We start from the raw sequence: 24,493 nt of genomic DNA on the forward strand, positions 1-24,493 counted from the left end.
AATGAAGAAACTCAACAGCTGTACCCTAGAACATTCAAAAATAACCGTTGACGGAAATCTTGTTTTTGAAAGCCAGAGCGAAACCTTTCAGGAATTTGCCAAAGAAGCGTATAAAAGCTTAGATCTAAGCTATCCTAAATTTCATAAAATGGATAATCTGAGCAAGCTGGCCTTTCTTTCCGCTGAAACTATTTTGAAAGATGAGGATCACAGCAGAACGGCCATCGTTTTTGCCAACAGGTCATCCAGTCTGGATACGGATTTCAAATATCAGGAAAGTATCAACGATCAGGATAACTTCTACCCGAGTCCTGCAGTTTTTGTCTACACTTTGCCCAATATCTGTGTAGGCGAAATCAGCATTAAGCACAAAATGCAGACTGAAAATGCTTTTTTCGTTTTGGACGAATTGGATGAAAATTTTTTAAACGACTATTCTGAACAGATTCTGCACTCCGGAAAAGCTGACAAAGTATTGTGCGGCTGGGTGGAATTGTATCAGGAAAATTATAAAGCTTTTGTATATTTGCTCACATTATAATTTAACAATGTACCAATGCTAAAGGCAATAAAAACCATTGGTAAACTGGTACATTGATATATTGTTACATTAAAATACTATTTATGGAAAACTTAAAAACAGAATTGAAGCACAAAATTATTGAAGTTCTTAACCTTGAAGATGTATCTGTGGAAGAAATCAAAGATACTGATCCGTTATTTGGAGGAGGTTTAGGATTAGATTCTATTGATGCTTTGGAATTGATCGTTCTTCTTGATAAAGACTACGGAATAAAATTAGCCGATCCTAAAAAAGGAAAAGAGATTTTCCAGTCTATCGATACGATGGCAAAATTCATCGAGGATAACAGAACGAAATAAATTACTATAACAATCTAACAGTATATCAATGCAGAAATTATTGGTCAATTGTTAGATTGCTGAATTGTTACATTATTTAATGTCATGAGTCAAAAAATTGCCATAACAGGAATGGGCATCATTTCCTCCATCGGAAACAATGTGGAGGAAAATTTTATTTCATTACAATCCGGAAAACACGGGATTTCAGATATTGAAATGTTTGAGACCCGCCACGCCGGAAGCATTAAAACGGGTGAAATAAAATTATCCAATGAAGACCTTGTACAGCAGCTTCAGCTTGATGAAGACAACAATATAACAAGAACGTCTTTATTAGGAATGGTTGCTGCAAAAGAAGCTGTAGAAAGTGCCGGAATATCAGATATTAACAGTTGCAGAACAGGGCTGATCTCCTCTACCAGTGTAGCGGGGATGGATATCACCGAAAAATATTTCTACTCTTACGAAGACTTTCCCGAAAAGCAAAAATATATTGACGCACACGATGCCGGAAATTCTTCATTGGCGATTGCCGGTTACCTGGGATTAAAAGGAATGGTTTCTACCATCAGTACAGCCTGTTCATCAGCTGCTAATGCCATTATGATGGGCGCTAAACTGATTAAAAACGGAGTTTTGGACCGCGTTATTGTGGGGGGAACAGATTCTCTTTCAAAATTTACTTTGAACGGATTCAATACCCTGATGATCCTTACCGATTCTTACAACACTCCTTTTGACAACAACAGAAAAGGACTGAATCTTGGGGAAGCTGCGGCTTTCTTAGTGCTTGAGTCTGAAGAAATAGTCAAAAAAGAAAATAAAAAAGTTCTGGCCTATCTTTCCGGCTATGGAAATGCCAATGATGCCCATCATCAGACAGCCTCTTCAGAAAACGGACAGGGTGCATTTTTAGCCATGCAGCAAGCCCTTAAAATCTCAGGATTGGAAAAAGAAAATATAGATTATATCAACGTTCACGGAACGGCAACTCCCAACAACGATTTATCGGAAGGAATTGCCATGATCAGAATCTTCGGGGAAAACCAGATTCCTGAATTTAGTTCTACAAAAGCATTTACAGGCCATACACTGGCCGCTGCGGCAGGAATTGAAGCCGTATTTTCAATTTTAGCCATGCAAAACAGCGTGATCTTCCCGAATCTGAATTTCAAAACAAAAATGGAAGAGTTTGACCTTACTCCTGTTACCGAACTGAAAGAAAAAAACATTCATCATGTTCTTTCCAATTCATTTGGATTCGGAGGAAACTGTTCTACCTTAATTTTCTCAAAATCATGAGTGCAGTATACATCAACAGTGCGTCCTGTATCTCGGTTCAGGACACTTTAAATGAAAATATTCTTCAGAACCTTCATCCTGAAAATTCTTCAAACATCCTTAAGGCCATAGAACCTATTTACAAAGAGTTCATTCCGCCTGCGATGATCAGGAGAATGTCTAAAACGGTAAAAATGAGTTCTGTAGCATCGCATTACGCTCTGAAGGAAGCTGGAATTGAACAGCCGGATGCCATTATCGTAGGAACCGGAATGGGCTGCTCGCAGGATTCTGAAAAATTCCTGAAAAACGTAATTGATAACCATGAAGAGTTCCTTACGCCTACCTTTTTTATCCAGTCTACCCATAACACGGTAGCTGGACAGATTGCTCTGGGATTACAGTGTCATGCGTATAACTTCACGTATGTAAATACATCTTCTTCCCTTGAGTTTTCATTACTGGACGCTCAGCTTCAGATCAATGACGGAGAAGCAGAAAATGTTCTGGCAGGTTCTACAGATGAACAGACGGACAGAATAATGGAGCTTTACCTTCTGAATAATACCATCAAAAAAGAAACTGATCTTCCTGCAGATTATTTAAACTCTACGACTAATGGAGTGATCTGGGGTGAAGGTGCCAGTTTTTTTGTTGTAGGAAAAGATAAGACTGAAAACTCTTACGCCAAGCTTAAGAATATCCAAATTAATAATAAGGTTGAATTGAATGAAGCACAGGATTTTATCCGGAATTTCTTAGCTCAGAATAGTCTTTCAACTGGTGATGTTGATGCTGTTATCTTAGGATTCAGTGGAGATGCAGATTCAGATATCTACTATACAAAAGCAATGGATATCTTTCCGGATTCCGCACAGCTGTATTATAAACATCTGAGTGGAGAATTCAATACGGCAAGTGGGTTTTCTACGTTTATAGCCTGTCATATACTTAAGGAACAGCATATCCCGGAAATTATGATGATCAATTCTCAGAAAAAAGACAATCTGAATAATGTTCTTCTTTATAATCATCTGGGAGGAAATGATCACAGCCTGGTTCTGCTGGAAAGGGTTTAAATCTATATTTAAAAAATTGCAGTTATTTCAACAGCCAGTTTATGAATAATTTAATATTAGCGTTAAAAGCCCATAAATCAAATGTTGATGTACACAGACATTCTGCCTATCAGATTGTATATACTTCGGACAATCCTTTTCATACCATATCTGGAGATCAATACTGTGAGAATATCTTTGGCTTTATCATAAGACCTCAGGTTTCTCATTCCTGTATTTGTACAAATAGTAATTTGATTGTAATGAATATAGAAGCATACTCCATTGCAGGAAAAAATATATCTGAAAAATTAGGAAGCAAAAACACTGAAATATTTTTCACCGGGGAAAGCTTTATGAATTTTTTCGGGATCACAGGAATCGAAATCAACATCCGGGATCTCATCAGATCAATGAATGCTGATGAAAACGTCCAGATCACAGACAATAGAGTAAACAGTGCCATTGCTATCATCAATAATGAATACCGGTCTACCAGATTAACTCTTGATCAAATATCGAAGACCGTCTCACTCTCTTCATCCCGTCTTGCTTTTTTATTTAAGCAGCAGACCGGAAGCAGTATTATGAAGTTTTTACTATGGACCAGAATCAGGAGTGCTATCTTTCTTATTCTGTCCAAAAAAGATATTTCATTAACCTCAATTGCCCACGAGTGCGGATTTTACGATTCTTCTCAAATGAATAAATACATGTATCAGATGTTTGGTATATCTCCCTTAAAACTTAGAAAGAAAAGTGATCTGATACAATTTTTAGAATAAATCTTCAATTAAATTTGCTTAAGTTTAATTATTAAATAAATTACACAATGAGCATTAATAATCAATTAATTGAAGAAAACAGAGCTTTATATGACAGTGTCGGTACTATTTACCCTCCAGAAGAAAGTATTGCCATTTCGGAAGAAATAATAAACGGAATCAAATGCTATTGGTTTCAGCCTGAAAACCCTCATCCCAATGAGCTTATCATTTATATACATGGAGGCGGCTATGCCGTAGGCTCCATCCGGTCTCATAAAGCAATGGTTTCGCATTTTGCTAAAGAATTAAACCGGTCAGTTCTTTTCATAGAGTATTCTCTGGCTCCTGAAAAACCCTTCCCGAATGGGTTAAACGATGTATTAAATATTTATGAATGGGCATTTCACCAATATCCTGATCATCATTTTTATTTATTCGGAGACAGCGCAGGAGGTGGCTTAATTATAAAATCAGTGTATGAAATCAGCCGCAGAGAAATAAAATCTCCAAAAGCAGTTGCCCTTATTTCACCATGGTATAATCTTGAAACCAATAATCCATCTTCAGAAAACCGTCAGCATTTGGATCAGATTTTAAATAAAGAGATGGTAAAAAACTTCGCCTACGCCTATGCAGGCAACGATTTGGGACCAGCGGACCCCAGTAAAGTTCACTTTGAGAGCTTTCCTCCTGTATTTATAGCGGTGGGAACTCACGAAATTTTGTTTGATGACTCCATTCAATTTTTTGAAATGGTATATAAGATCCAGCCAAAATCCCAGCTTAAAATTTATGGAGCAGAAGGACATGTCCTAACGCAGATGAATATTTTCAGCCACTCATCTCAGGATCTGATGATGAATATTAATAACTTTTTTAATAGCACAGAAAATGAATAACATATTGGTTTTAATTACCCTCTCTGATGAGGGAATTCAACAGATAAAAGCAAACTCTGAGCTTCCGAAAAAAGAAATGGAATTTATCCACACCTGGAAGAAAGAAGGAGTTCTGGAAAATTTCTTTATCTCCGTTTCAAAAAAAGATGCAGTTCTTATTTTCAGAAATATTGATGAGCTGGACGCAAAAGAACGTATAGCAATATTGCCTTACTATCCTTTCATGCAAAAAACAGAGTATCACATTCTGGATAAGCAATTTTAAAGATTTGATCATTTAGGATTTTATTGAACTTTTAGTTACATTTGAACCCTCATATTCAAAGAAAATAAGGTGAAGCATTATCCGTTTATTCTGTTTTATATTTTCTGTAACGCTTTTATTTATGCGTTCCACGGAAGTTTCTGGGTATATCTGTTTTGTTTTTTTGCTTTTTCTGCCGTAGTAGTATGGGGTTCATTTGATATTGAACTGGGATATTTCGTCAACAGCATCACTCATAGGCGAACCAAAATTAAAGAAGCAGCGCTTACTTTTGATGACGGCCCTACTGAATTTACTCCAAAGTTTTTAGATCTGCTTAAAGAACATCAGATAAAAGCCACTTTTTTCTGTATCGGAAAACAGATTGAAAAATATCCTGAAACTTTTCAGAGGATGATTGCAGAAGGTCATACGATTGGTAACCATACGTTATCGCATTCCAGTTCCACAGGTTTCTTATCAACCTCAAAAATGATTGAGGAGATTGAAAGATGTGATGAAATCATGAAGAATGTGGGGAATATCAAGACCAGTCTTTACAGGCCGCCTTTCGGCGTGACGAATCCTAATATTGCAAAGGCAATCAAAAAAACAAATAAAATAAGTATCGGATGGAATGTCCGCTCTCTGGATACCATTACTGATAATGAAAAGAAAATATACAGCAGAGTGACCAAAGGCCTGAAAAAAGGAAGTATTATCCTCCTTCACGACACTTCGGAAAAGACTTATCGTGTGCTGACCAATTTATTAGTATTTTTGAAGGATAAAAAATATTCAACCTTTACTGTGGATACAGTGATAAATTCAAATAGAAATGATTAAAAATATTGCTTTCGGAGCATTCTTACTGGTTTCCGGTTTCTTTTTTGCCCAAAACACGGCCATGTCAGGAGCTGAAGCTAAAGCATTCATATCGAAGGTATCTTCTGAGACGAAAGAGATTAAAACTTTGCAGAGTGATTTTACCCAGACCAAAAAAATGGATTTTCTGGATAAAAGTATTGTTACTTATGGGAAAATGTCTTTGCAGACCCCCAATATGCTGAGTTGGAAATATACTAAGCCTTATCAGTACAGCATTGTTTTTAAAAGCAATAAAATCTTCATCAATGATCAGGGGAAAAAATCGTCTGTGGATGCGAAGAGCAAAACATTTGAAAAAATCAATAAACTGATTGTAGGAAGCTCAAACGGAACAATGTTCAATGATTCGGAGTTCACTGTAACGTATTTTAAGAACGGGAATTACAATATAGCGAAGTTTATTCCTAAAACATCCCAGCTGTTGAAATATATCAAACAGATTGAGCTGTATTTCCCAAAGAACCAGTCGGCCGTTTCACAGGTGAATATGACTGAGGCTTCCGGAGACACTACCAATATTGTTTTCAAAAATACCAAGATCAATGCTTCCATTTCTGCGTCAGAGTTTTCTTTATAGCCTGATTCTGATCCTGGCTCTTTCCTGTAAAACTTATAAGCTTACTGATGTAAAGCCTGCCTCAACCTCTGAAAAAACGGTTGAAAATTTATACTTTTCTTCCGGTGAAGATTATGTCTACAAATGCCAGATGGATATCTATAAAAACCATGTGAGCGGAATTCTGATCATCAAAAAACTGAATGAAACAACGCACCGTGTTGCGTTAACTTCAGATTTTGGGAACAAACTGATTGATTTTGAAGTTTCTGAGAACGATTTCAAACTGAATTATGTACTTCCTGATCTGGATAAAAAAATAGTCATCAATTTCCTGAAAAACGATTTCCGTCAGCTTCTGAAAAGAAGATATCCGGTCAATGAAAGTTTTGAAAATGAAAACGCTAAAATCTACCTTTCAAAAATGGGCAATAAGAGCTATTATCTTTTCTTCAGCAAAGAAAATGGCTTACTGAAAGAGATTGTTTACACGAAAAACAACAAGGAGAAAATCGATTTTACTTTTGATTCAAAAAAACCTATCTTCGCAGACAGCTTGAACCTGCAGCATAAGGATTTTAAGATCAACATAAAACTATTTCAAATAACCGAAACGGAATAATTTCTGCTCTCAAATCTATGGATATACCTGTTTTTTTGAAAAGAAATTGATTATACTTTAATCTTAAAAAAATAAGATCATGCAAACCATTCTTACAGACTTTTATACTTTAACATCATACGATAAGGCAGAAGACGGAAAATTTACTGCTCATATTCATCTTAATAAAGACCACGATATTTTCAAAGGACATTTCCCTGGAAATCCCGTAACTCCCGGTGTTTGTATGATGCAGATCATTAAAGAACTCACTGAAGAATTTACAGGTTCGAAATTATTCCTGAAAACAGCTTCCAATGTAAAATTCATGGCGATTATCAATCCTTTTGAAACCCCTGATCTGGTTCTTCAGCTTGATATTACTGAAAATGAAGAAGATGTCAAAGTAAAAAACACAACTTCTTTTGGCGAGACTATTGCATTGAAAATGTCTGTAAGCTATAAAAAATAAGCATCATGAAACTAATCTTATCATTCATCGCAGCATTTGTTTTTTTCTTTCAATCTGATCTTGAAACGCTGAGAAACAGCTATGCAAAAGCGAACGAATCCAATACCAATACCGCCAGCTTTATTGAAACTGCGGAAAAACAATCCGGTTCTGACGCTGTAACGGTTGGGTATAAAGCAGCGGCGAAGATTATGGAAGCCAAAATTGCCAAAAGCAACAGAAAATCTCTGGTAAAAACGGGAGCTACAAGCCTTGAAAGCGTTATCAAAAGTAATCCTAATAATGCAGAACTTCGTCTGATCAGAATGAGCGTTCAGGAAAATATTCCAAAGATTGTAGGATACCGCGGAAGCCTGAAAGATGATAAAGCTTTCCTGTTGAACAATTACAGCAAACAGAATACAGCATTAAAAGGCTATATCAAAAGGTTTGCAATGCAATCTAAAACCATGACAGAGACGGAAAGAGCCACTTTAAAATAAAAAAATGTTCCTTGCTGAAGTACAGAATGCTATTTCTGAAAAGAAGATATGCGTTTTAATACCTACCTACAATAATGAAAAAACTCTGAAAAGGGTGATTGACGGTGTTCTCGAGTACACCGAAAGTATTATTGTGGTTAATGATGGTTCTACAGATTCCACCCCTCAGATTCTTGCTCAATATCCTCAGATTACTGTCATTTCCCTGCCTGAGAACAAAGGGAAAGGAAATGGCCTTAAAACAGGTTTCAGGGCAGCAAAGAATTCAGGATATGACTACGCTATCACGATTGATTCGGATGGACAGCATTATCCGGATGATATTCCGGTATTTGTAGAGGCTCTTCTTCAGGAAAAAGAAGACGTTCTTCTGATTGGAAACAGAAATATGTCTCAGGATGGTATTCCTAAGAAAAGCAGTTTCGGAAACCGTTTTTCCAATTTCTGGTTCTGGTTTGAAACCGGCATCAGACTGGAAGATACCCAATCGGGCTACAGGCTTTATCCTTTGCATAAAATTCCCAAGAAATATTTCACGCCTAAGTTTGAATTTGAAATTGAAATCATTGTAAGAACTGCGTGGAAGCATGTTCCGGTAAAAAATGTTCCGATCAAAGTGTTGTATGATCCGGCTGAACGCGTTTCACATTTCAGACCTTTTAAAGATTTTACAAGAATCAGTATTCTGAATACAATTCTGGTAACGATTACTTTATTTTACATTATTCCGAGAAATTTTCTGAATAATTTCAAAAAAAAAAGTTTTAAGAAATTCATCAAAGAAGATGTCTTAGAAAGTGACGGTAGTAACCGTACAAAAGCATTTTCCATAGCTTTGGGAGTATTTATAGGGTTATCTCCTTTCTGGGGATTTCAGACCCTTCTGGTTATCAGTTTGTCTGTACTTTTCAAACTTAATAAAGTACTTGCCTTTGTAGCATCCAATGTAAGTCTTCCGCCTTTTATTCCCTTTATCATTGCTGCTTCTCTTTTTCTGGGAGCACCGTTTGTAAGTGGTGACAGTGATATTTTAAGTCAGGATTTGAATTTTGAACTGATTAAGAACAATCTTCTGCAATATATTATCGGGAGTTTTATCTTAAGCACTACACTTTCTGCGCTTACAGGGATAGCCTCTTTTCTGTTTTTGAATAAAGTAAGTCCGGAAAACAATTAAAAAAGCCCGGGACAATGTTCCAGGCTTATGAGAGCAATAATCTCATTGCAATTATTTCAGAATAAAATCTGCAAGGTCTTTTAAAAAGTGTTCATCCACCTTCCCTTTTGTTTCATAATCTTTTGGAGATGGTTTTCCGCTTCCGGCAATAAACAAGTGGCTTAATGCAGGATAAAACTTAAACACCGCTGTTTTATCATTTTTCAATGTTTCTTTCCAAAGATTAAAGTCTTTCCCTGTCACCTGATAATCTCTTCCCCCTTGTGCAAAAAACATGGGAGCTTTTACTTTTTTAACCTCATTAAGCTGATTGTAATCTTTTATATATTTCCAATAAGCAGCAGATTGTCCCAAAGGAAGTTCTGATGATGGTGAACTTATATTAAATTGAGATGAATTTAGAAAGGCTACCTTAGTTTTTACTTCCTGCACCGCCTCAGCAGGTACTTTAGTTGGATCTATAGCATGAAGATACTTATACTGTTCTACTAATAAATCCTGTAATGGTCTCGCATTCCCAGCCATAAAAACATATTTTGAAACCTGCGATTTTTCTGCAATTTTTGGCATCATATAAGCTCCCTGGCTATGTCCCAGAATAATAATCTGGTAGTCTTTGTAATCAGCATTCTTTTTAAAATAAAGAGCAGTATTTACCGCATCATTGATGGTTTCCTCTTCCACAGTAGATTTTTCATTAAATGTCTCAGGATAGGAATAGGTTCTTTTATCATATCGGTAGGAAGCAATTCCGTTGGCTAAAAGATATTCTGCAATGTCTTTAAACGGTTTGTTTTCTCCAATGGTTTCGTCTCTGTCATGCGCTCCGGAACCGTGAACGAAAATAACCAGTTTATTTTTATTGTTGGAGGGAGGAATCAACAGAGTTCCGTTCAGTTCAATGCCAACACTTTTAATTTTTAGTGTGGTTTTCTCATCAGGCTTTTCAAATGATTTATGAGGAACCAGGAAGAAGCCCAGTAGTTTATTATTTTCTCCAAAAGTAAGCTGAACATCCAGTTTTGTTTTTTCAAATTCGGAATAGTAATAATAGGTGTTTCCTTCATTATTTACTTCAAGGATATTTTTCAAACCTCCAATCTGTCCCTGTAGCTGTTCCGTAACAGCTTTAAGCTGATCTACCGGAATTTGTCCTGCTACGGAAGGATCGAAATAAGAATGTGCTTTTTCTATATTCTTATCCACTAATAAAGCTTTGATGAAAGTATTTCCTATCTCTTTTCTGTCCTGAGAAAATGATAACAGAGCATATGCTGTAAAGAATAAGGTTAAGAGTTTTTTCATAATCTATTATTTATAAACCACATCGTAAAATGATAGCGGTGTCATCATGATGGTAACAAATATCGCAATAATTACCAGAGCTAACTGGGTGATACGGTAGGTTTTTTCTTTTTCGTCCTCGTTGATTTCAAAAGTAAACTTTATTTTATCCGGTCTTCTGATGATCAGCCAGATAAAAAGAAGAACAGCCAGATTCATCAGTACAGGAAACACCACAAATATTTTGCTTCCATCATTGTCTTTCATATTTCCGTACCCGTGAATCGGGATAATGTCAGGTATAGAGCTGTAAACCGTACACAGGTATACTGAATGGCAGATGATAATGAGGAAAGGAATGCAGAAAAGCAGTTTTATATATTTGGGGATCATTTCAGTTTCTTTAAAGTTTTCTGCAGGGATTTTTCAACATTTTTTCTGTCGGAAATCGTTGTAATTTCTTTCGTCAGAGCTTTCTCAAACTCCATTTTTGCGTTTGAATATTCTTTTTTTCTAAAATAATACTTTCCTGACTGATAATAGACCAGCCAAAAATCTGGGTTCATAGATTCATAATAAGGTATGAAATCATCTGTCAACAATATATCTTTATTTTCCGCTGCCTTATTGATTTCTTTACCCAATATTTTAGACAGTTCATAATTTTGAAATTCTTCAGAATCGGCAAATGGATCTCTTGCGATATTCAAATCTGTTTTCGCCAGCAGACTTTGTGATAGTGGCTTACCGGAAAAAACCTCGTTCAGGTCATAACAAACAAATTCTCCCAGCTGATAAGGATTGGAAGAAACCCAAACCAGTTTTTTCTGAGGGGAAAATATAACAGCATGGTGAGCGAGCAGCTGATTAAGCGCTTTTTCATTTCCATACCCGATACTTTCATCTTTTAAGCCGGATTTATTTCTTAAAATAGAAGCCATCTTTTCGGGAGTGATCTTTTTTTCTTCCTGCAAAAGCTCCTGAAGTTTTTCATATCGGTATTCTGAGTGGCTTTCTTCAATCTGTTTCTGATTTCTTTTGTCGTCCTTGTAAGTTTCAGACTGGAAATGATTGGTGCAAAGAATCTGGCTGGTATTCTGTACTTTATATACTCCGAGATTTTTAGGTGAAACTTCAATAATGACTGCATTTTTATCTGCTGCACTGCCAACAAGAATAGATTCTGAAACGAAAACTTTTCTTTTTTTAGCAATAGCAATGGCTTCATCTATATTTTTAGCATACTGCAAAATTTCTCTTGTAACAAGGGAGATAGGCGTTTTTGCAGTCAGAGGGATTTTTGATTTTCCGGCGTTAATGGTCACCGTAATTCCTTCTTTATTCATTCCGGACACTACACCAATCATTCCCGGCCAGCTTACTGACATGTAGGGAATTCCTTCTTCCGGCTGAACAAATTCCACTAATTTATTTTTAGCAAAATCGTCTCCCACATAAAAGTCGAAATTTCTTCCAATCAACAAGTCTCCGTCTTCAGTATTTTCATTCCATACAGCAAGAGATGTACAGCCTACCATAGCAAGATCCTGCATAGCATGTCCGATATCATGAGCTCCATGCAGGTAAAGGTTTCTTAAATATTTAGGAGCAATAAAGTCATACTGATCAGATGAATATTGTGACAAGCCATATAATTCTGCCTGATAGTCTTCTCTTACATTGAGATACATTTTTCTGTTGTACCATTTCAAAAAACCTTTTAACAGCCGCTGCTTGAATTTTGAAGGAACAAAACTTTCCACTTTTGAAAAGAAAATGCTTTCCTGTTTCTGCATCAGGCTTTGTGTCAGTGCTCCGTTATTATATCCTAATTGTAAAGGATTTCCCTGAATGTAAAGTTCCCAGAGCTGCTGTTTATTTTTGGTAAGGTAATTCTGATTATGGCTGAAAGTACTGTCGTTGATTCTGGTAATTTTTGGAACCTCCAGAATATATTGTTTTACCTCAGGAATATGCCGGACAGATTTTGATATTCCACAGGATGCGAGGAAAAAACAGAGCGTGAGATAAAGAAAAGTTCTTTGAAAGGCTGTATAAATGATTTTAGTTTTTTTCACTTTATTTTTTATTAATCATTTGGGTCAGCCGCATATCTATGGTTTCTTTTCCAATCATTTCAGCACAGGTATTAAAGGCTCCGATCGTAACCCCTAAGATCCCATGCATATTCACAGATTGTCCCGTCAGAAAAAGATTGTCAATTTTGGTACGGGGAGAAACCATTGTTTTAAGAGGATTCTCCGAGCTTTTCATGTATCCGTACATATTTCCTTCAAAATTCCCGATATAGTCTCTGTATGATAAGGGAGAAGAAGTATATATTGTTTTGATGGCATGTCTTATGTTAGGGATTTTATGTTCCAGGGCATCAAGCATTTTTTCTGTTTTTTCAAGTTTAAATCTTTCATAGGCTGTTCCTCTCTCATGTTCATCGGCAACAGTATTGAACGTATTCTCCCATTCTTTTACCTCATCAAAATCCATATAAGAAATCGCGGTAAGGCTTTCTGCAAATTCAGGATGATGCTTAGAAGGAGTAGACGAAAGCATGTAAGTCTCCGGCCACACTTCTTTTCGGTACCGGAAGGCATTCCATACCAGGTCTTCTGATGAATAGTGGTATCTGTTATAATTAAAATTCGGAAGGTAATGAGGTTTTAAAACAATATAAATACTAAAGCATGATGAAACCGGCTTCCAGCTTAACACCCTGTTCAGAAAAGATTTTTTAAGTCTTTCTTCACCAATAAGTTTAATAGTGGAACGAATCTCAATATTTGAAATGAACTGTTTTGCGGCGTATTCTTTTCCTGTCTTCGTTTTTACAGAAATTAGTGTATTATTTTCATTAAAAATGAATTCTGAAACTTCTGAATGCTTGTGTACTTCAGCTCCATATTCCCGAAGTTTTCTGATTAAAAGTTTAGAGATCTGGCTTCCTCCTCTCACGCATTTGTGAGCACTTTGGATATAAGAATTTACCGTCAAAGCATGCACATAAAAGGGAACATTCTCCGAGTCTCCGGCATATAAAAAATTCGAACCCAGTAAAACAGCCTGAAGCTTTTTGTTCTGGGTAACGGATTCGATAAATCTTTTGGTATTGAGGTGCAGTATTTCCTCGTTGTAACTGTCTTTTCCCACCACATGATACCTTGGAAACTGGCTGCATACGTATTGAATTTCTTCACAGTAGTTTTCAAGGTTTTCTTTTTCTTCGGGAAAATATTTGGATAACTGCTCAACAAAATTCTGATAGCCCTGAGCGTGAGGATATTCTATTTCATCATCCCCAAAACTGATTTTGTCATAGCCGTCTTTATCCATCAGCTGAAGTTCAAGATCATTCATGATTTCCAGATAGGAAAAGAACTGATTTAAATTCTGCCCTTTGGATAAACCTCCCAGATAATGAACTCCTGTATCGAAGATAAGTTTATCTCTTGAAAAGGTCTGCAGATTTCCTCCATATTGGTTATTCTTCTCCAGAACGCATACTTTAAGACCTTCTTTCGCCAAAATAAGAGCTGAAACAAGACCTCCCAATCCACTGCCGATTACAAGTATGTCGTATGCTTTCTTCAAAAGAGAATGTGTTTTAAATAATTAAGAAACAGGGAATTTAAGATATTTAAAGCTTATTTGAGTAAAGTAAGCATAGAAATTTCATGGGTTCTCTTAAATCTCGGTATATCTTAATGGTTTTTAGTTTTTATTCGTTTTTTATGGGATAAAAATAGAAAAATTAATCAACATCGTCCCAAAAATCAAAATAATTAAACCATTGGAGCGGGTATTTTTTAACCATGGTTTCAAGATTCCGGACGTAAGATTGTAAAAGCCCTTGTGAATCACGGTTTTTGATATTCTGTGCCACTCTTGCATACAGATGGTAATGAAGATTATCCTCTTTCATTACATAAACATATACTACCGGAACACCTAATCTTGAGGCAATCAAAAACGGACCAGCCGGAAATTTTGCACTTTTTCCAAGCAGTTCTGCCTCCAGATATTTGGATCCTTCGAAATAACGGTCTCCGGTAAAGCAGATAAGCTCATTATTGGATAAAGCCTGATTGATGTCAAAGATATGAGACATATCTTCTTTTACATAGATGAACTTGATGTTACTCTTTTTTACGGCAACTCTTTCCAGATATTCCTTAATGACGGTAACTTCCTGATCTGTAGTGACCAGATTGATCTGACAGTCAAAATCAATATCAGCAAAAAAATGCTCTGCAATTTCAAAATTCCCGATATGGGCACTGATCAGCACTCCTCCTTTTTTAGCAGCTAAAAGATTTCTGAGGTTTTCAATACCATCAAATTCATAGGTATATTTTTCTCTGAGTCCGGCAGAAATAGCCGTTTTATCAATCAGAACTTTTCCGAAAGTAAAATAGCTTTTAAAGATGGAAGCTTTGGATTTCCAGTATCCGTAATTCAGTCTTTTCTGAAAATAATAAAGAATGTATTGGTTACTTTTCTTCTGAAACAGCGAATAATAGGCGGCCACAAAATACAGCACCCCATATGAACTTCTGATCCCGATATTTCTAATACACCAGACGAATATTCTGTATCCGAGTACTGTTCCTTTAGATTTACCTTTCCACTTGTTCATAGATAGAATTTAATATAAGAGAGAACCAATGTAACAATACCTTTAAAGTGTCTGCAGGCAGATCACGGTGATATTATTACATTGGCCCATTGTATAGAATAAAGATTTACTCAATAACTAAGCGTTTTTTTCAGCAATCTTATGTTCAATCGTTGTATAGAAATCATCAAATGTTACCATTTTTTTGAAATCTGCTTCTCCTAATTTCACCCCGAAATTGGATTCGATCACGACTACCATGTCGATATAATCCAGGCTGTCTAAGCCCAGTGTATTTTTAAGGTTGGCATCGTTACTGATTTCGTCTCCGTCTACCTCGAATTCGTTGACAAGAAAATCATTAACAATAGCAACAATTTTTTCCCTTTCCATGTTTTTAATCAAATTTTTTAACTATTAGTGCAGAATTGGTTCCCCCAAACCCAAAAGAATTCGACAAAAATACATCAATTTTTTGATTTATTGTTTTTGCGACTAAATTTATCTTTTTTGCTTCATTATCAGGGTTTTCCAGATTGATATTGGGAGCAACAAAATCGTTCTGCATCATCAGAATGGAGTAGATAACTTCACTTGCACCTGCCATCCAGCATTCGTGTCCGGTCATAGATTTGGTAGAACTTACCGGAACTTCACTCCCGAAGATCTCATAAATGGCTTTTGCTTCGTTGGCATCACCAATCGGAGTAGAAGTTGCGTGAGCATTGATATAATCGATGTCCGAAGCTTTTAATCCTGATTGTTTTAAGGCTCTGTCCATTGCCAGAGCAGGCCCGTCCACATTGGGTGTTGAAATATGTCCTCCGTTTGAAGAGAAACCATACCCAATAATTTCGGCAATAATCGGAGCGCCTCTTCTTTGGGCAGATTCTAAGCTTTCAACAATCAGAGTGGCTGCACCTCCACTCGGAATCAATCCGTCTCTTTCTACATCGAAAGGTCTGGATGCTTTTGCAGGCTCATCTTCTCTGGCTGAGAATACACCCAATCCGTCAAAGCTCGCCATGGAATATTTGTTGGTTTCCTGAGCTCCGCCGCAGATAACCATGTCCTGGAAACCATTTTTGATCATCATATAAGCCAGCCCCAATGAGTGTGAACCGCTTGCGCATGCTGCACTGATGGTAAGATTGATTCCTTTCAGTTTAAAAATCGTAGAAAGGTTCATCGTTACCGTTGAGTTCATTGATTTGAAGATCGCTCCCGATCCCATCAATGTTGTATCTTTCTTTTCCCTTGCAATATCTATAGATTCGACAACTGCCTGGGAAACACTGTCATTTCCGTATAAGATTCCCACTTCATGGGTATCCAGGAATTCTTCGTCCAGATTCGCCTGTTTCAATGCATCAAGGGTAGCCAGATAAGCGTACTCACTTTCCTCTCCCATGCTGACACGCTGGCGTCTGTTTAAAAGATTTTTCAGATCGGGCTTCGGAACAACTCCTGTAAGACCGGACCTGAAACCAAACTCTTTTCTGTCCTGATCTAAAACAATACCGGATTTTCCTTGATATAGGGATTCCCTGACCTCTTCTAAAGACGTCCCGATGCAGGAATAAATTCCCATTCCGGTAATTACAACCCTATTTTCCATGTTATGAATAAATTCCTCCGTTAATATTAATCACTTCTCCTGTTATGTATGAAGATTTTTTAGATGCTAAAAATGCGACAAGATCTGCTACTTCTTCTGCTTCTCCGAATCTGTTGGCCGGAATCATTGCTTTCAGTTCTTCTTCATTGAACTCCTGAGTCATATCTGTTTTGATGAAACCAGGCGCTACAGCATTTACGGTAACATTTCTCTTGGCAACTTCCTGAGCAAGAGCCTTTGTAGCTCCCACCAAAGCACCTTTTGCCGCAGAATAATTCGTCTGTCCGGCTGTTCCTTTTACTCCCGATACGGAAACCATATTGATGATTCTTCCGTATTTGTTACGAAGCAGCTTTTGAATAAAGAAATTGGTTACGTTAAAAAATCCGTCCAGACTTGTATTGATCACACTGTTCCAGTCTTCTTTCTGCATCCACATAAAAAGACCATCTCTTGTGATTCCGGCATTATTGACGATCACTTCTACCACCGCATCTGGATTTTTCTCCTGCCATTCCGTTAAAACAGATTGTGTTTCTTCGGTGTTTCCTACATCAAATTTAAGAATTTCTCCCGTTGCTCCAAGTTCTTCCACTTTAGCCAATGTTTCGTTGGCTGCGATTTCGTTTGAAGCGTAGTTGATAAGGATGTGATAGTTTTTCTCTTCAGCCAGTTTTATACAGATTGCTCTCCCGATCCCTCTGGAGCCACCTGTTACAATTGCACATTTCATGCGTTAGTGTTTATATCGTTTTAGTTTTTTAATTTTATGCTATCCCTTTCTTAGAAGACAATCCATAGCAGGCAATAGTTACATTCCTTTCAGGTATTTCTTTACTTCCTCCAGATACGGATACATGACCATATCGTCTGAGAATGCAGGAATAATTTTTCTGATTTCATCATACAGTTCTTTCGTAGATGATGAAACCTTATCCTGAAATCCAAGATATTCAACAGCCTGGATGATCGTAATAGCTTCAATGGACAATACCTCAAAGGCATTTTCAATTACTTTTCTGCAGATCACCGCAGCGTTTGTTCCCATACTAACGATATCCTGGTTATCGTTATTGTTTGGAATACTGTGAACATACATAGGGTTTGACAACATCTGGCTTTCCGCAGTGGTAGAAGTTGCTGTAAACTGTACACCCTGCATCCCGAAATTGAAACCTAATTTACCTAAATTCACAAAAGGAGGCAAAATTTCATTGATTTTCGAATTCAAAAGATAATTAAGCTGTCTTTCTGCAAGCATGGTCAGTTTGGTTACTACAATCTTAAGCTTGTCCATTTCCAGAGAGATATAATCGCCATGAAAGTTTCCTCCGTGATAAACATGTTGGTCTTCAACATTGATAATCGGGTTATCATTCGCTGAATTGATCTCATTTTCAAGAACTTTCTCTGTATATTCCAATGTATCCAATACCGGACCTAAAATCTGAGGTACACATCTTAAAGAATAATATTCCTGAACTTTTTCCTTGAATACTTTTTCCTGTTCTTCGAAGTGGGTATAAAGGTGGTCTTCTCTTTTTCTGATCAGTTTACTGTCTGCCAGATGAGCACGCATTCTTTCTGCCACTTTCTGCTGACCGTAATGTTTTTTCGTTCCGTTCAGTGCTTCTGACAAGTGATCATCATAAGCCTGTACAATTTCATTGATGGCACAAGAAAGTCTTAGGGAAATATCTGTAAGCTGATTCGCTTTATAAGCATTCACAATACCGATTCCTGACATCACGGAAGTTCCGTTCATCAAAGCAAGCCCTTCACGGATCTCTACTTTTATCGGCTCTAATCCTTCTGTTTCAAAAACGTCTTTGGTAGATTTTCTTTCTCCTTTATAAAATACTTCTCCTTCTCCAATCAATACCAAAGCAAGATGAGCCAGCTGAACAAGGTCACCGCTTGCTCCTACTCCCCCATGCTCAAAGATCAACGGAGTAATATTTCTGTTGATCAGTTCCTGAAGCAGATAAATAACAGATTGATGCACTCCCGAATTCCCTAGTGACAAGGTATTCAGTCTTGCCAGCATACATGCTTTTACTTCTTCTGCAGGTAAAGGGTTTCCGATTCCTGAAGAATGGCTTCTGATAAGGTTGTACTGAAGCTGGTGTGTATCTTCATCACTGATTTTAAACTGAGCCATTGGCCCAAAACCGGTATTCACACCATATATTACTTTATTTTTTGAAAACTCTTTTAAAAACTGAAAACTTTTATCCACTCTTGACAAAAGTGATTCATCCAGTTCTATTTTTTCATTCTCAATGATAATTTTTTGAAAGTCTTTCAGTTCTAAAAAGTTATTTATTTTCATCAATTAAAAGTAATAGTTGATAATTTTGTAAAATATAATTATTTGTCACTAATTTTGCGGCAAAGATAAAAGTTATTATTAAAATAAAAAATCAAAGATGAGCAAAGAATTTGTTGACGTTCTTGTAATCGGAGCCGGACCTTCCGGATGCGTGTCTTCTTCGTACCTGAAGAACAATAACGTCAGCGTAAAAGTAGTCGAAAAGACACAATTCCCAAGACTGGTAGTTGGAGAAAGCTTAATTCCCAGAGTAATGGACCACTTTGATGAGGCAGGACTTTTCCCTGCATTAGACAAAATGGGCTTTGAAAAAAAGCTGGGAGCACGTTTCCTTCGCGGCGATGAAGTCTGCATTTTTGATTTCAGCAACAAATTCGGAGAGGGCTGGGACTGGACCTGGCAGGTTCCGAGAGCTGATTTTGATAATACTCTTGCTCAGGAGGTCATTAATAAAGGGATTGATCTTGAATTTGAAACCGAAGTTATTGACATTCAATTTGACGGAACAAATTCTGTGACTACGGTAAGAAATAAAGATGGGAAAACGAAAGAGATCCATGCTAAGTTTGTGATTGATTCCAGCGGCTACGGAAGAGTATTACCTCGTCTGCTTGATTTGGAAAAACCTTCAAAACTTTCCCCTCACTCTGCGATTTTCTCTCATGTAAACGATATCAACAGAGCACCGGGAGAAGAAGGGACTTTAATTTCTTTTGACATCATTGAAACAGAAGTATGGCTTTGGGTAATTCCTTTTTCCAATGGAAATACCAGTGTAGGAATTGTAGGTCCTACTGAATATATCGACAGATTATCTGAAAACGGAGATCCCGCTGAAGCTTTGAAAAAGGCGATTTCTCTTTCTGATTATTATGTAAAACGTTTTGGGGATGTAGAATTTATTTTTGAACCTAAACACCTGAAAGATTATTCATGTTCGGTGAAAAGTTTATTCGGGGACGGATTTGCTTTAACAGGGAATGCTTCAGAATTCCTTGATCCGGTTTTCTCTTCGGGAATGGCTTTTGCCACAGAATCCGGAATGCTGGCCGCAAAATTGGCGTTAAGACAACTAAACGGAGAAAAAATTGACTGGCAGAAGGAATACTCAGATTATATCTTATATGGTGTGGACGTTTTCACCACCTATGTAAAAGAATGGTACACCGGAAATCTTCAGGAGTTATTTTTCCATCAGCCGGAAAATCCCGATGTAAAGAAAAAGATCTGTGCAGTCTTAGCCGGATATGTCTGGAATAAAGACAATCCTTTTGTTAAAAAGCATGATACAGTGATTAAAAATCTTGCGAACCTGATCAAGCTAGAAAAACAGGAACAGCAAAATCAAGCATAAAAAAACGGTCTGAACTTTCAGACCGTTTTTGCTATTTCATAGATTTTTTAATTTCTCTTCCCAGATATCTTCCCGCTGATTCATATACTGTGGCGATTCTTCCATATTCCATAACTTCTTCCTTGCTTTGAATAAATTTATCAAATTTATTCAGCTGTACTTCAGCCAAAACCACCGAAGGATTACTGGCTTCCACCAGTTTTATATTTCCACTTAATTGTGCTTCCATCACGATCATTCCGCCATGCCATCCCGGGAAAAGCCATTTTGTATCTACAATTAAGGTATATTGAGCAGAACCATCCTTTTTGAATATAACGTCTTTATAGTATTTGCCTAAACCTTTTGCAAAATAGTTGATATACTCTTCTTTTTTATATCGTTCCCATTCTCCGATCCATTGTTTCCATCCTTCTTTTCCTCTTTTCGGATTAGCTAGAACATCTTCTTTTCTGTTTTCGAGATATTGAGCTTCTGTAAAGTTTTCTTTCATAAACAATACATTATCAAATCTAAACTCAATATTCACTTCTTTCTGATCTTTTAAAGCCTGGAAATCTCCTGAAACAAGCTCCATTTTCCCCTGTCCGAAAGCCATTGTCATCATGATCAGAAATGTCAGTAATAATATTTTTTTCATAGATATTAGCTTTGCTATTTAAGTACTTAAAGATATTTACTTTTATTAATAATTGACTATAAAAAACGGTCTAAAAAAATCAAAATTTCCCTGTTCAAAGTTAATCTGATTTTGAGCAAAAGTTGCAATTGCCATTGCTACAAAGAATAGCAACAATAGTTTTTTCATAAGATATTAGTTTTTTTATTAAGTCTTTAAAGGTATTATAAAAAGCGAATTTTTACTCTCATTTACATTTAACTTTATCTTAAATCAATAAAAGTTATTGGCTTTCTGCTGTTGGGATTAAAAACCGTTTTAGACAAAATATCAAAATCTACGATTTCAATTTTCGGGCTTACTCTTAATTTTGCACGAAAATGATCTCTTACTTCATTCACAAAGCTATCGTGCTCTTCTTCTGTACTCAGTTTAATGATAATTTCGTCAAGCCCGATTTCGTTAGCCTGGATAATGATCTGATAACATAAGATTTTGTTGAAATCATTCAGAATATCGTTCATTGCAGGTGGATACAGCGTTGTTCCTTTGTATTTGATCATCTGTTGTTTTCTTCCTACTACAGGTCCTAACCTCATCGTATTTCTTCCACACTGGCACGGCTCATAGTGAGCTTTTACAAGATCTCCGGTTTTAAATCTCAACAAAGGAATGGCTTCTACTCCCAATGTTGTAATCGTCAGTTCACCACTTTCTCCTTCTTTTACCGGATTTTCTTCATCATCAAGAATTTCTGTAATGATGAGTTCCGGATGGTGATGTCCTCCGATTTGAAATTCACACTCTGTAAAAGCGGTACTCATTTCGGTAGACGCATAGGTAGAAAAGAGTTGGATATCCCACTTCTCCTTGATCTTCTGGGAAAGAATATTATCTGTAAAATCCTGATTTTTGATACTTTCTCCGATACACACAGCCCCGTAAACGCTGGAGTTTTTATAATCCAATCCCTGTTTTTCGGCAAAATCAATCATTTTCAGCAGAAAAGAAGGTACGGTAATCAGATATTTTGGTTTGTATCTGAAAATAGAATCCCACTGCAGTTCAGGAATTCCCGGTCCCATTCTCACCACGCTTGCCCCCATTTTTCTTAAACCAAGAAAATAAGCAAGCCCAGCCATAAACCTTTTATCTATGGTGGTAATCATCTGCACAACATCACCTTTCTGAATTCCTGCACAGGCAAAAGAGATTGCTTCATTGTACGCCAGTCTTTCAAGATCACTGTCAGACAATCCAAAAGTAACCGGATCTCCCAATGTTCCGGAGGTGGTACTGTAATCCACAATTTTATCCGGTGTTATGCAGAAAAAATCATGGTTATACTGCTGAAGATCATTCTTTGTGGTGGTAGGAATCTTCTGAAGATCTTCCAGTGTACGAATATCCTCAATTGTAATACTATTTTCTTTAAACAGCTTCTGATAAAACGGTGAATGGGCTTTAAGGTAGGTCAATAGTTCATGAAGTTTTTCTTCCTGAAACAATTTGATTTCCTGAGCCCCTGCTTTCTCGATTGACGGATGAAATTCCAATGATTTTAATTTTTAAAAGGCAAATTTATCTAATTAAAATTAAAAGATTAAAAAGATTGAGACATTAAAGATTATTTATCTCTGAAATGTAAAGGTTTGCGTGTTGGTATTCCCTGCTGTATTGACTGTGGTTACTTTTAAAGTATGAGAACCGCTTCCTTTAGGACATTTTTCATCAAAAATGTAGACAAAATTATCTTTTACACGGGCAAAGCGCAGCCATTTCCCATCCAGTTCGGCACGGAATGAAATAATGTCTCCTGCTTTCGTTGTTCCTTTTAAAAGCAATGAACTGCTATTAACCAATGCTCCTTCTTTCCAAGCTGATGAAACAGATGGCAGGTTATTGTCTATTAAGAGTTTTGCGCTACCCAATCTGTTGAATTTCCCTTCTGCCCAATCACCATTCCATTTCACCTTGACTACATTCTTATCACTGCCATAGTCAAGAAGAATAACGGCTTTATCTTTTTCCGTGCTCGTTAATTTTCTATTTGACTTTATTTTCAAAGTATATTCATCCTGAACAGGAATGTATGGACTATGCAAAACAATTGTATTTGAAACCGCATTCGGATCTATATCAGGTCTTTCATAGGCATTAAAATTTATGGCATCATACACTGCATTTTTGCTGAAATTAATCTCTGTATTTTCTGTGGTAATGGTTTTGGCTTCGCTAGCCATTATTGTTTTTGGCGTAGAAGATATTTTGTCTGAGGTCTTGCTTAACTGAAGTTTTGTTGTTAACCGGCTTGTGTTTCCTTTGACATCTTTCAGGACAATTTCAATGGTATGCACATTTTCATCCTGAAGATGGATAATTCCTGTTAAATCAGGAAGGCTGTAATTCCTGAGTTTCATTCCCGGTAAAGCTGAAAGATGCTGAATTGCTGTTTTATCCCTGATGAATTTAGTATAGTCTATACAGCCGTTGATGTAACGGGTATCATCATAATGTACTTTATCAATTTTAAAACTGTAAATCAACTTTCCATCCATTAATAACTCTGCATTATAAATCCCCAGATTAAACCCTTGATTGGCCTTATCTACAGCTTTAATGCCCAAACTTATTTCCGGAGAATTGACCTGAACGAGGTTAGAAGTATAAACATTCCCTACTTTTTTGACTGCTATTCCATTCGCTCCTGGTTCATAAGTACTGAAACGTCGGTCATACCAATACAGTCCGCTGATGATGGGCGCTATATTATCGGGAATAACAAAGCCAAAAAGTAAAGGATTAAGGCATTCCTCTGTTTTGGTATCTCTTATTTCGAAATGCAGATGCGGCCCAGCAGATCCTCCGGTATTTCCACTCAACGCAATTTGCTGTCCTTTTTCTACCGGAAACTGCCCAGGTTGAAAAGTAATGTCCTGTTCCCATTTTTCATCTTTATACTGTCTTTCCTTTACATATTCATCGAGTTTACTGAAATATTTGTTCAGGTGAGCATATACCGTAGTATAGCCGTTAGGGTGAGTGATGTACACTGCATTTCCAAACCCATACCGCTCTACTTTTATTCTGCTCACATAGCCTTCTGCTGCTGCAAGAACGGGCAGATTTTCCCGGCTATTGGTTCTTAAATCCAGCCCCATATGAAAATGATTGGTACGGACAGCTCCAAAGTTGGCTGCCAGCTGCATGGGAATATTGAGAGGATTCCTGAAATAATTCTGGGGATAATTATTTTGAGCTTCTACAATGCCTGTATTGATAAAACAAACAAAAAGCATCAGGTAATAAAAGATTTTCATGCAGCATTGGGGTTTATAGGTTTACTTAAATGTACAAAATTCCGGCC

General features: G+C 36.9%; 26 protein-coding genes. 14 read left to right on the forward strand and 12 right to left on the reverse strand.

The features are described 5' to 3' along the window. Position 1 precedes the first annotated feature (1 nt). The 13 genes from EK417_RS02725 (at position 2) to EK417_RS02785 (ending at position 9,289) form a co-directional block, all read left to right on the forward strand. Positions 2–541, forward strand: coding sequence for a 3-oxoacyl-ACP synthase (locus EK417_RS02725; protein ID WP_136521260.1), 540 nt, complete (start codon positions 2–4; stop codon positions 539–541). A gap of 83 nt (positions 542–624) precedes the next feature. Continuing rightward, on the forward strand, positions 625–882 hold the full coding sequence (locus tag EK417_RS02730; protein WP_034692439.1) for a phosphopantetheine-binding protein: 258 nt from the start codon (positions 625–627) through the stop codon (positions 880–882). Between the two features lie 84 nt (positions 883–966). Next, positions 967–2,166: a beta-ketoacyl-[acyl-carrier-protein] synthase family protein gene (locus EK417_RS02735; protein WP_136521261.1), complete on the forward strand. Its 1,200-nt coding sequence runs from the start codon at positions 967–969 to the stop codon at positions 2,164–2,166. Then, positions 2,163–3,224 (forward strand): beta-ketoacyl synthase N-terminal-like domain-containing protein, encoded by a 1,062-nt coding sequence (locus EK417_RS02740; RefSeq protein ID WP_136521262.1) that lies wholly within the window; start codon positions 2,163–2,165, stop codon positions 3,222–3,224. Before EK417_RS02735 ends, EK417_RS02740 begins: the two co-directional genes overlap by 4 nt. A gap of 41 nt (positions 3,225–3,265) precedes the next feature. After that, positions 3,266–3,988 carry a helix-turn-helix domain-containing protein gene (locus tag EK417_RS02745; protein ID WP_136521263.1) on the forward strand — a complete coding sequence of 241 codons (723 nt, stop codon included), beginning with the start codon at positions 3,266–3,268 and terminating at the stop codon, positions 3,986–3,988. A 47-nt stretch (positions 3,989–4,035) separates the two neighbouring features. Beyond that, positions 4,036–4,869 (forward strand): alpha/beta hydrolase fold domain-containing protein, encoded by an 834-nt coding sequence (locus tag EK417_RS02750; RefSeq protein WP_076595484.1) that lies wholly within the window; start codon positions 4,036–4,038, stop codon positions 4,867–4,869. Next, positions 4,862–5,134, forward strand: a complete 273-nt coding sequence (locus tag EK417_RS02755; RefSeq protein ID WP_136521264.1) for a hypothetical protein — start codon at positions 4,862–4,864, stop codon at positions 5,132–5,134. Before EK417_RS02750 ends, EK417_RS02755 begins: the two co-directional genes overlap by 8 nt. 69 nt (positions 5,135–5,203) lie before the next feature. After that, entirely contained in the window at positions 5,204–5,959 is a 756-nt protein-coding gene (locus tag EK417_RS02760; RefSeq protein ID WP_076595482.1) for a polysaccharide deacetylase family protein, read from the forward strand. Then, entirely contained in the window at positions 5,952–6,578 is a 627-nt protein-coding gene (gene lolA2, locus EK417_RS02765; protein WP_136521265.1) for a flexirubin biosynthesis/transport protein LolA2, read from the forward strand. Before EK417_RS02760 ends, lolA2 begins: the two co-directional genes overlap by 8 nt. Then, entirely contained in the window at positions 6,544–7,179 is a 636-nt protein-coding gene (gene lolB2, locus EK417_RS02770) for a flexirubin biosynthesis protein LolB2 (RefSeq protein ID WP_136521266.1), read from the forward strand. Before lolA2 ends, lolB2 begins: the two co-directional genes overlap by 35 nt. 79 nt (positions 7,180–7,258) lie before the next feature. Next, entirely contained in the window at positions 7,259–7,630 is a 372-nt protein-coding gene (locus EK417_RS02775; protein WP_083688797.1) for an ApeI family dehydratase, read from the forward strand. A gap of 5 nt (positions 7,631–7,635) precedes the next feature. Then, positions 7,636–8,112, forward strand: a complete 477-nt coding sequence (locus EK417_RS02780; RefSeq protein WP_136521267.1) for a hypothetical protein — start codon at positions 7,636–7,638, stop codon at positions 8,110–8,112. Positions 8,113–8,116: 4 nt separating this feature from the next. Continuing rightward, the gene (locus EK417_RS02785; protein WP_136521268.1) at positions 8,117–9,289 is read left to right on the forward strand and encodes a DUF2062 domain-containing protein; all 1,173 of its coding nucleotides are present in this window, start codon (positions 8,117–8,119) and stop codon (positions 9,287–9,289) included. A gap of 51 nt (positions 9,290–9,340) precedes the next feature. Here the strand turns inward: EK417_RS02785 and EK417_RS02790 are convergent, their stop codons facing one another. The 9 genes from EK417_RS02790 to flxA form a co-directional block, all read right to left on the reverse strand. Continuing rightward, positions 9,341–10,594: an alpha/beta hydrolase gene (locus tag EK417_RS02790; RefSeq protein ID WP_136521269.1), complete on the reverse strand. Its 1,254-nt coding sequence runs from the start codon at positions 10,592–10,594 to the stop codon at positions 9,341–9,343. Between the two features lie 6 nt (positions 10,595–10,600). Next, positions 10,601–10,966, reverse strand: a complete 366-nt coding sequence (locus EK417_RS02795; RefSeq protein ID WP_136521270.1) for a hypothetical protein — start codon at positions 10,964–10,966, stop codon at positions 10,601–10,603. Continuing rightward, positions 10,963–12,651 (reverse strand): C45 family autoproteolytic acyltransferase/hydrolase, encoded by a 1,689-nt coding sequence (locus EK417_RS02800; RefSeq protein ID WP_136521271.1) that lies wholly within the window; start codon positions 12,649–12,651, stop codon positions 10,963–10,965. The genes EK417_RS02795 and EK417_RS02800 overlap by 4 nt, the downstream gene beginning before the upstream one ends. Position 12,652: 1 nt before the next feature. Beyond that, positions 12,653–14,179: a phytoene desaturase family protein gene (locus EK417_RS02805; protein WP_136521272.1), complete on the reverse strand. Its 1,527-nt coding sequence runs from the start codon at positions 14,177–14,179 to the stop codon at positions 12,653–12,655. Between the two features lie 160 nt (positions 14,180–14,339). After that, the gene (locus EK417_RS02810; RefSeq protein ID WP_136521273.1) at positions 14,340–15,224 is read right to left on the reverse strand and encodes a lysophospholipid acyltransferase family protein; all 885 of its coding nucleotides are present in this window, start codon (positions 15,222–15,224) and stop codon (positions 14,340–14,342) included. A gap of 117 nt (positions 15,225–15,341) precedes the next feature. Continuing rightward, a complete protein-coding gene (locus EK417_RS02815; protein ID WP_034692469.1) occupies positions 15,342–15,596 on the reverse strand; it encodes an acyl carrier protein in 255 nt (84 codons plus the stop codon). A gap of 4 nt (positions 15,597–15,600) precedes the next feature. After that, positions 15,601–16,821, reverse strand: a complete 1,221-nt coding sequence (locus EK417_RS02820; protein ID WP_136521274.1) for a beta-ketoacyl-[acyl-carrier-protein] synthase family protein — start codon at positions 16,819–16,821, stop codon at positions 15,601–15,603. Position 16,822: 1 nt separating this feature from the next. After that, positions 16,823–17,554 (reverse strand): flexirubin biosynthesis SDR family reductase FlxB, encoded by a 732-nt coding sequence (flxB, locus tag EK417_RS02825; RefSeq protein ID WP_076595473.1) that lies wholly within the window; start codon positions 17,552–17,554, stop codon positions 16,823–16,825. Positions 17,555–17,632: 78 nt separating this feature from the next. Next, positions 17,633–19,153 (reverse strand): flexirubin biosynthesis tyrosine ammonia-lyase FlxA, encoded by a 1,521-nt coding sequence (gene flxA / locus EK417_RS02830; protein WP_076595472.1) that lies wholly within the window; start codon positions 19,151–19,153, stop codon positions 17,633–17,635. 97 nt (positions 19,154–19,250) lie between these two features. On the opposite strand from flxA, the gene EK417_RS02835 reads away from it, so the two are divergent. Beyond that, positions 19,251–20,507 (forward strand): NAD(P)/FAD-dependent oxidoreductase, encoded by a 1,257-nt coding sequence (locus EK417_RS02835; RefSeq protein WP_136521276.1) that lies wholly within the window; start codon positions 19,251–19,253, stop codon positions 20,505–20,507. Between the two features lie 31 nt (positions 20,508–20,538). Here EK417_RS02835 and EK417_RS02840 read toward each other — a convergent pair whose 3' ends face one another. From EK417_RS02840 to EK417_RS02850, 3 genes are all read right to left on the reverse strand, one after another. Continuing rightward, positions 20,539–21,147 (reverse strand): hypothetical protein, encoded by a 609-nt coding sequence (locus tag EK417_RS02840; protein WP_110367678.1) that lies wholly within the window; start codon positions 21,145–21,147, stop codon positions 20,539–20,541. A gap of 242 nt (positions 21,148–21,389) precedes the next feature. Continuing rightward, on the reverse strand, positions 21,390–22,682 hold the full coding sequence (flxY, locus tag EK417_RS02845; protein ID WP_136521277.1) for a flexirubin biosynthesis putative acyl-CoA ligase FlxY: 1,293 nt from the start codon (positions 22,680–22,682) through the stop codon (positions 21,390–21,392). Positions 22,683–22,757: 75 nt separating this feature from the next. Then, positions 22,758–24,446 (reverse strand): M23 family metallopeptidase, encoded by a 1,689-nt coding sequence (locus tag EK417_RS02850; RefSeq protein ID WP_136521278.1) that lies wholly within the window; start codon positions 24,444–24,446, stop codon positions 22,758–22,760. Between the last annotated feature and the right edge of the window lie 47 nt (positions 24,447–24,493).

This window comes from Chryseobacterium candidae, from assembly GCF_004916905.1.
GTDB classification, from domain to species: domain Bacteria; phylum Bacteroidota; class Bacteroidia; order Flavobacteriales; family Weeksellaceae; genus Chryseobacterium; species Chryseobacterium candidae.

Excerpts from the sequence above, each read along its gene's own strand:
- EK417_RS02850 (WP_136521278.1), bottom strand. The coding sequence starts at position 24,446 with ATGAAAATCTTTTATTACCTGATGCTTTTTGTTTGTTTTATCAATACA.
- EK417_RS02835 (WP_136521276.1), top strand. The coding sequence starts at position 19,251 with ATGAGCAAAGAATTTGTTGACGTTCTTGTAATCGGAGCCGGACCTTCC.
- EK417_RS02820 (WP_136521274.1), bottom strand. The coding sequence starts at position 16,821 with ATGGAAAATAGGGTTGTAATTACCGGAATGGGAATTTATTCCTGCATC.
- EK417_RS02775 (WP_083688797.1), top strand. The coding sequence starts at position 7,259 with ATGCAAACCATTCTTACAGACTTTTATACTTTAACATCATACGATAAG.
- EK417_RS02840 (WP_110367678.1), bottom strand. The coding sequence starts at position 21,147 with ATGAAAAAAATATTATTACTGACATTTCTGATCATGATGACAATGGCT.
- EK417_RS02735 (WP_136521261.1), top strand. The coding sequence starts at position 967 with ATGAGTCAAAAAATTGCCATAACAGGAATGGGCATCATTTCCTCCATC.
- EK417_RS02740 (WP_136521262.1), top strand. The coding sequence starts at position 2,163 with ATGAGTGCAGTATACATCAACAGTGCGTCCTGTATCTCGGTTCAGGAC.
- EK417_RS02810 (WP_136521273.1), bottom strand. The coding sequence starts at position 15,224 with ATGAACAAGTGGAAAGGTAAATCTAAAGGAACAGTACTCGGATACAGA.
- lolB2 (WP_136521266.1), top strand. The coding sequence starts at position 6,544 with ATGCTTCCATTTCTGCGTCAGAGTTTTCTTTATAGCCTGATTCTGATC.
- EK417_RS02795 (WP_136521270.1), bottom strand. The coding sequence starts at position 10,966 with ATGATCCCCAAATATATAAAACTGCTTTTCTGCATTCCTTTCCTCATT.
- flxA (WP_076595472.1), bottom strand. The coding sequence starts at position 19,153 with ATGAAAATAAATAACTTTTTAGAACTGAAAGACTTTCAAAAAATTATC.
- lolA2 (WP_136521265.1), top strand. The coding sequence starts at position 5,952 with ATGATTAAAAATATTGCTTTCGGAGCATTCTTACTGGTTTCCGGTTTC.
- EK417_RS02750 (WP_076595484.1), top strand. The coding sequence starts at position 4,036 with ATGAGCATTAATAATCAATTAATTGAAGAAAACAGAGCTTTATATGAC.
- EK417_RS02790 (WP_136521269.1), bottom strand. The coding sequence starts at position 10,594 with ATGAAAAAACTCTTAACCTTATTCTTTACAGCATATGCTCTGTTATCA.
- EK417_RS02815 (WP_034692469.1), bottom strand. The coding sequence starts at position 15,596 with ATGGAAAGGGAAAAAATTGTTGCTATTGTTAATGATTTTCTTGTCAAC.
- EK417_RS02725 (WP_136521260.1), top strand. The coding sequence starts at position 2 with ATGAAGAAACTCAACAGCTGTACCCTAGAACATTCAAAAATAACCGTT.
- EK417_RS02745 (WP_136521263.1), top strand. The coding sequence starts at position 3,266 with ATGAATAATTTAATATTAGCGTTAAAAGCCCATAAATCAAATGTTGAT.
- flxB (WP_076595473.1), bottom strand. The coding sequence starts at position 17,554 with ATGAAATGTGCAATTGTAACAGGTGGCTCCAGAGGGATCGGGAGAGCA.
- EK417_RS02755 (WP_136521264.1), top strand. The coding sequence starts at position 4,862 with ATGAATAACATATTGGTTTTAATTACCCTCTCTGATGAGGGAATTCAA.
- EK417_RS02785 (WP_136521268.1), top strand. The coding sequence starts at position 8,117 with ATGTTCCTTGCTGAAGTACAGAATGCTATTTCTGAAAAGAAGATATGC.
- EK417_RS02780 (WP_136521267.1), top strand. The coding sequence starts at position 7,636 with ATGAAACTAATCTTATCATTCATCGCAGCATTTGTTTTTTTCTTTCAA.
- EK417_RS02730 (WP_034692439.1), top strand. The coding sequence starts at position 625 with ATGGAAAACTTAAAAACAGAATTGAAGCACAAAATTATTGAAGTTCTT.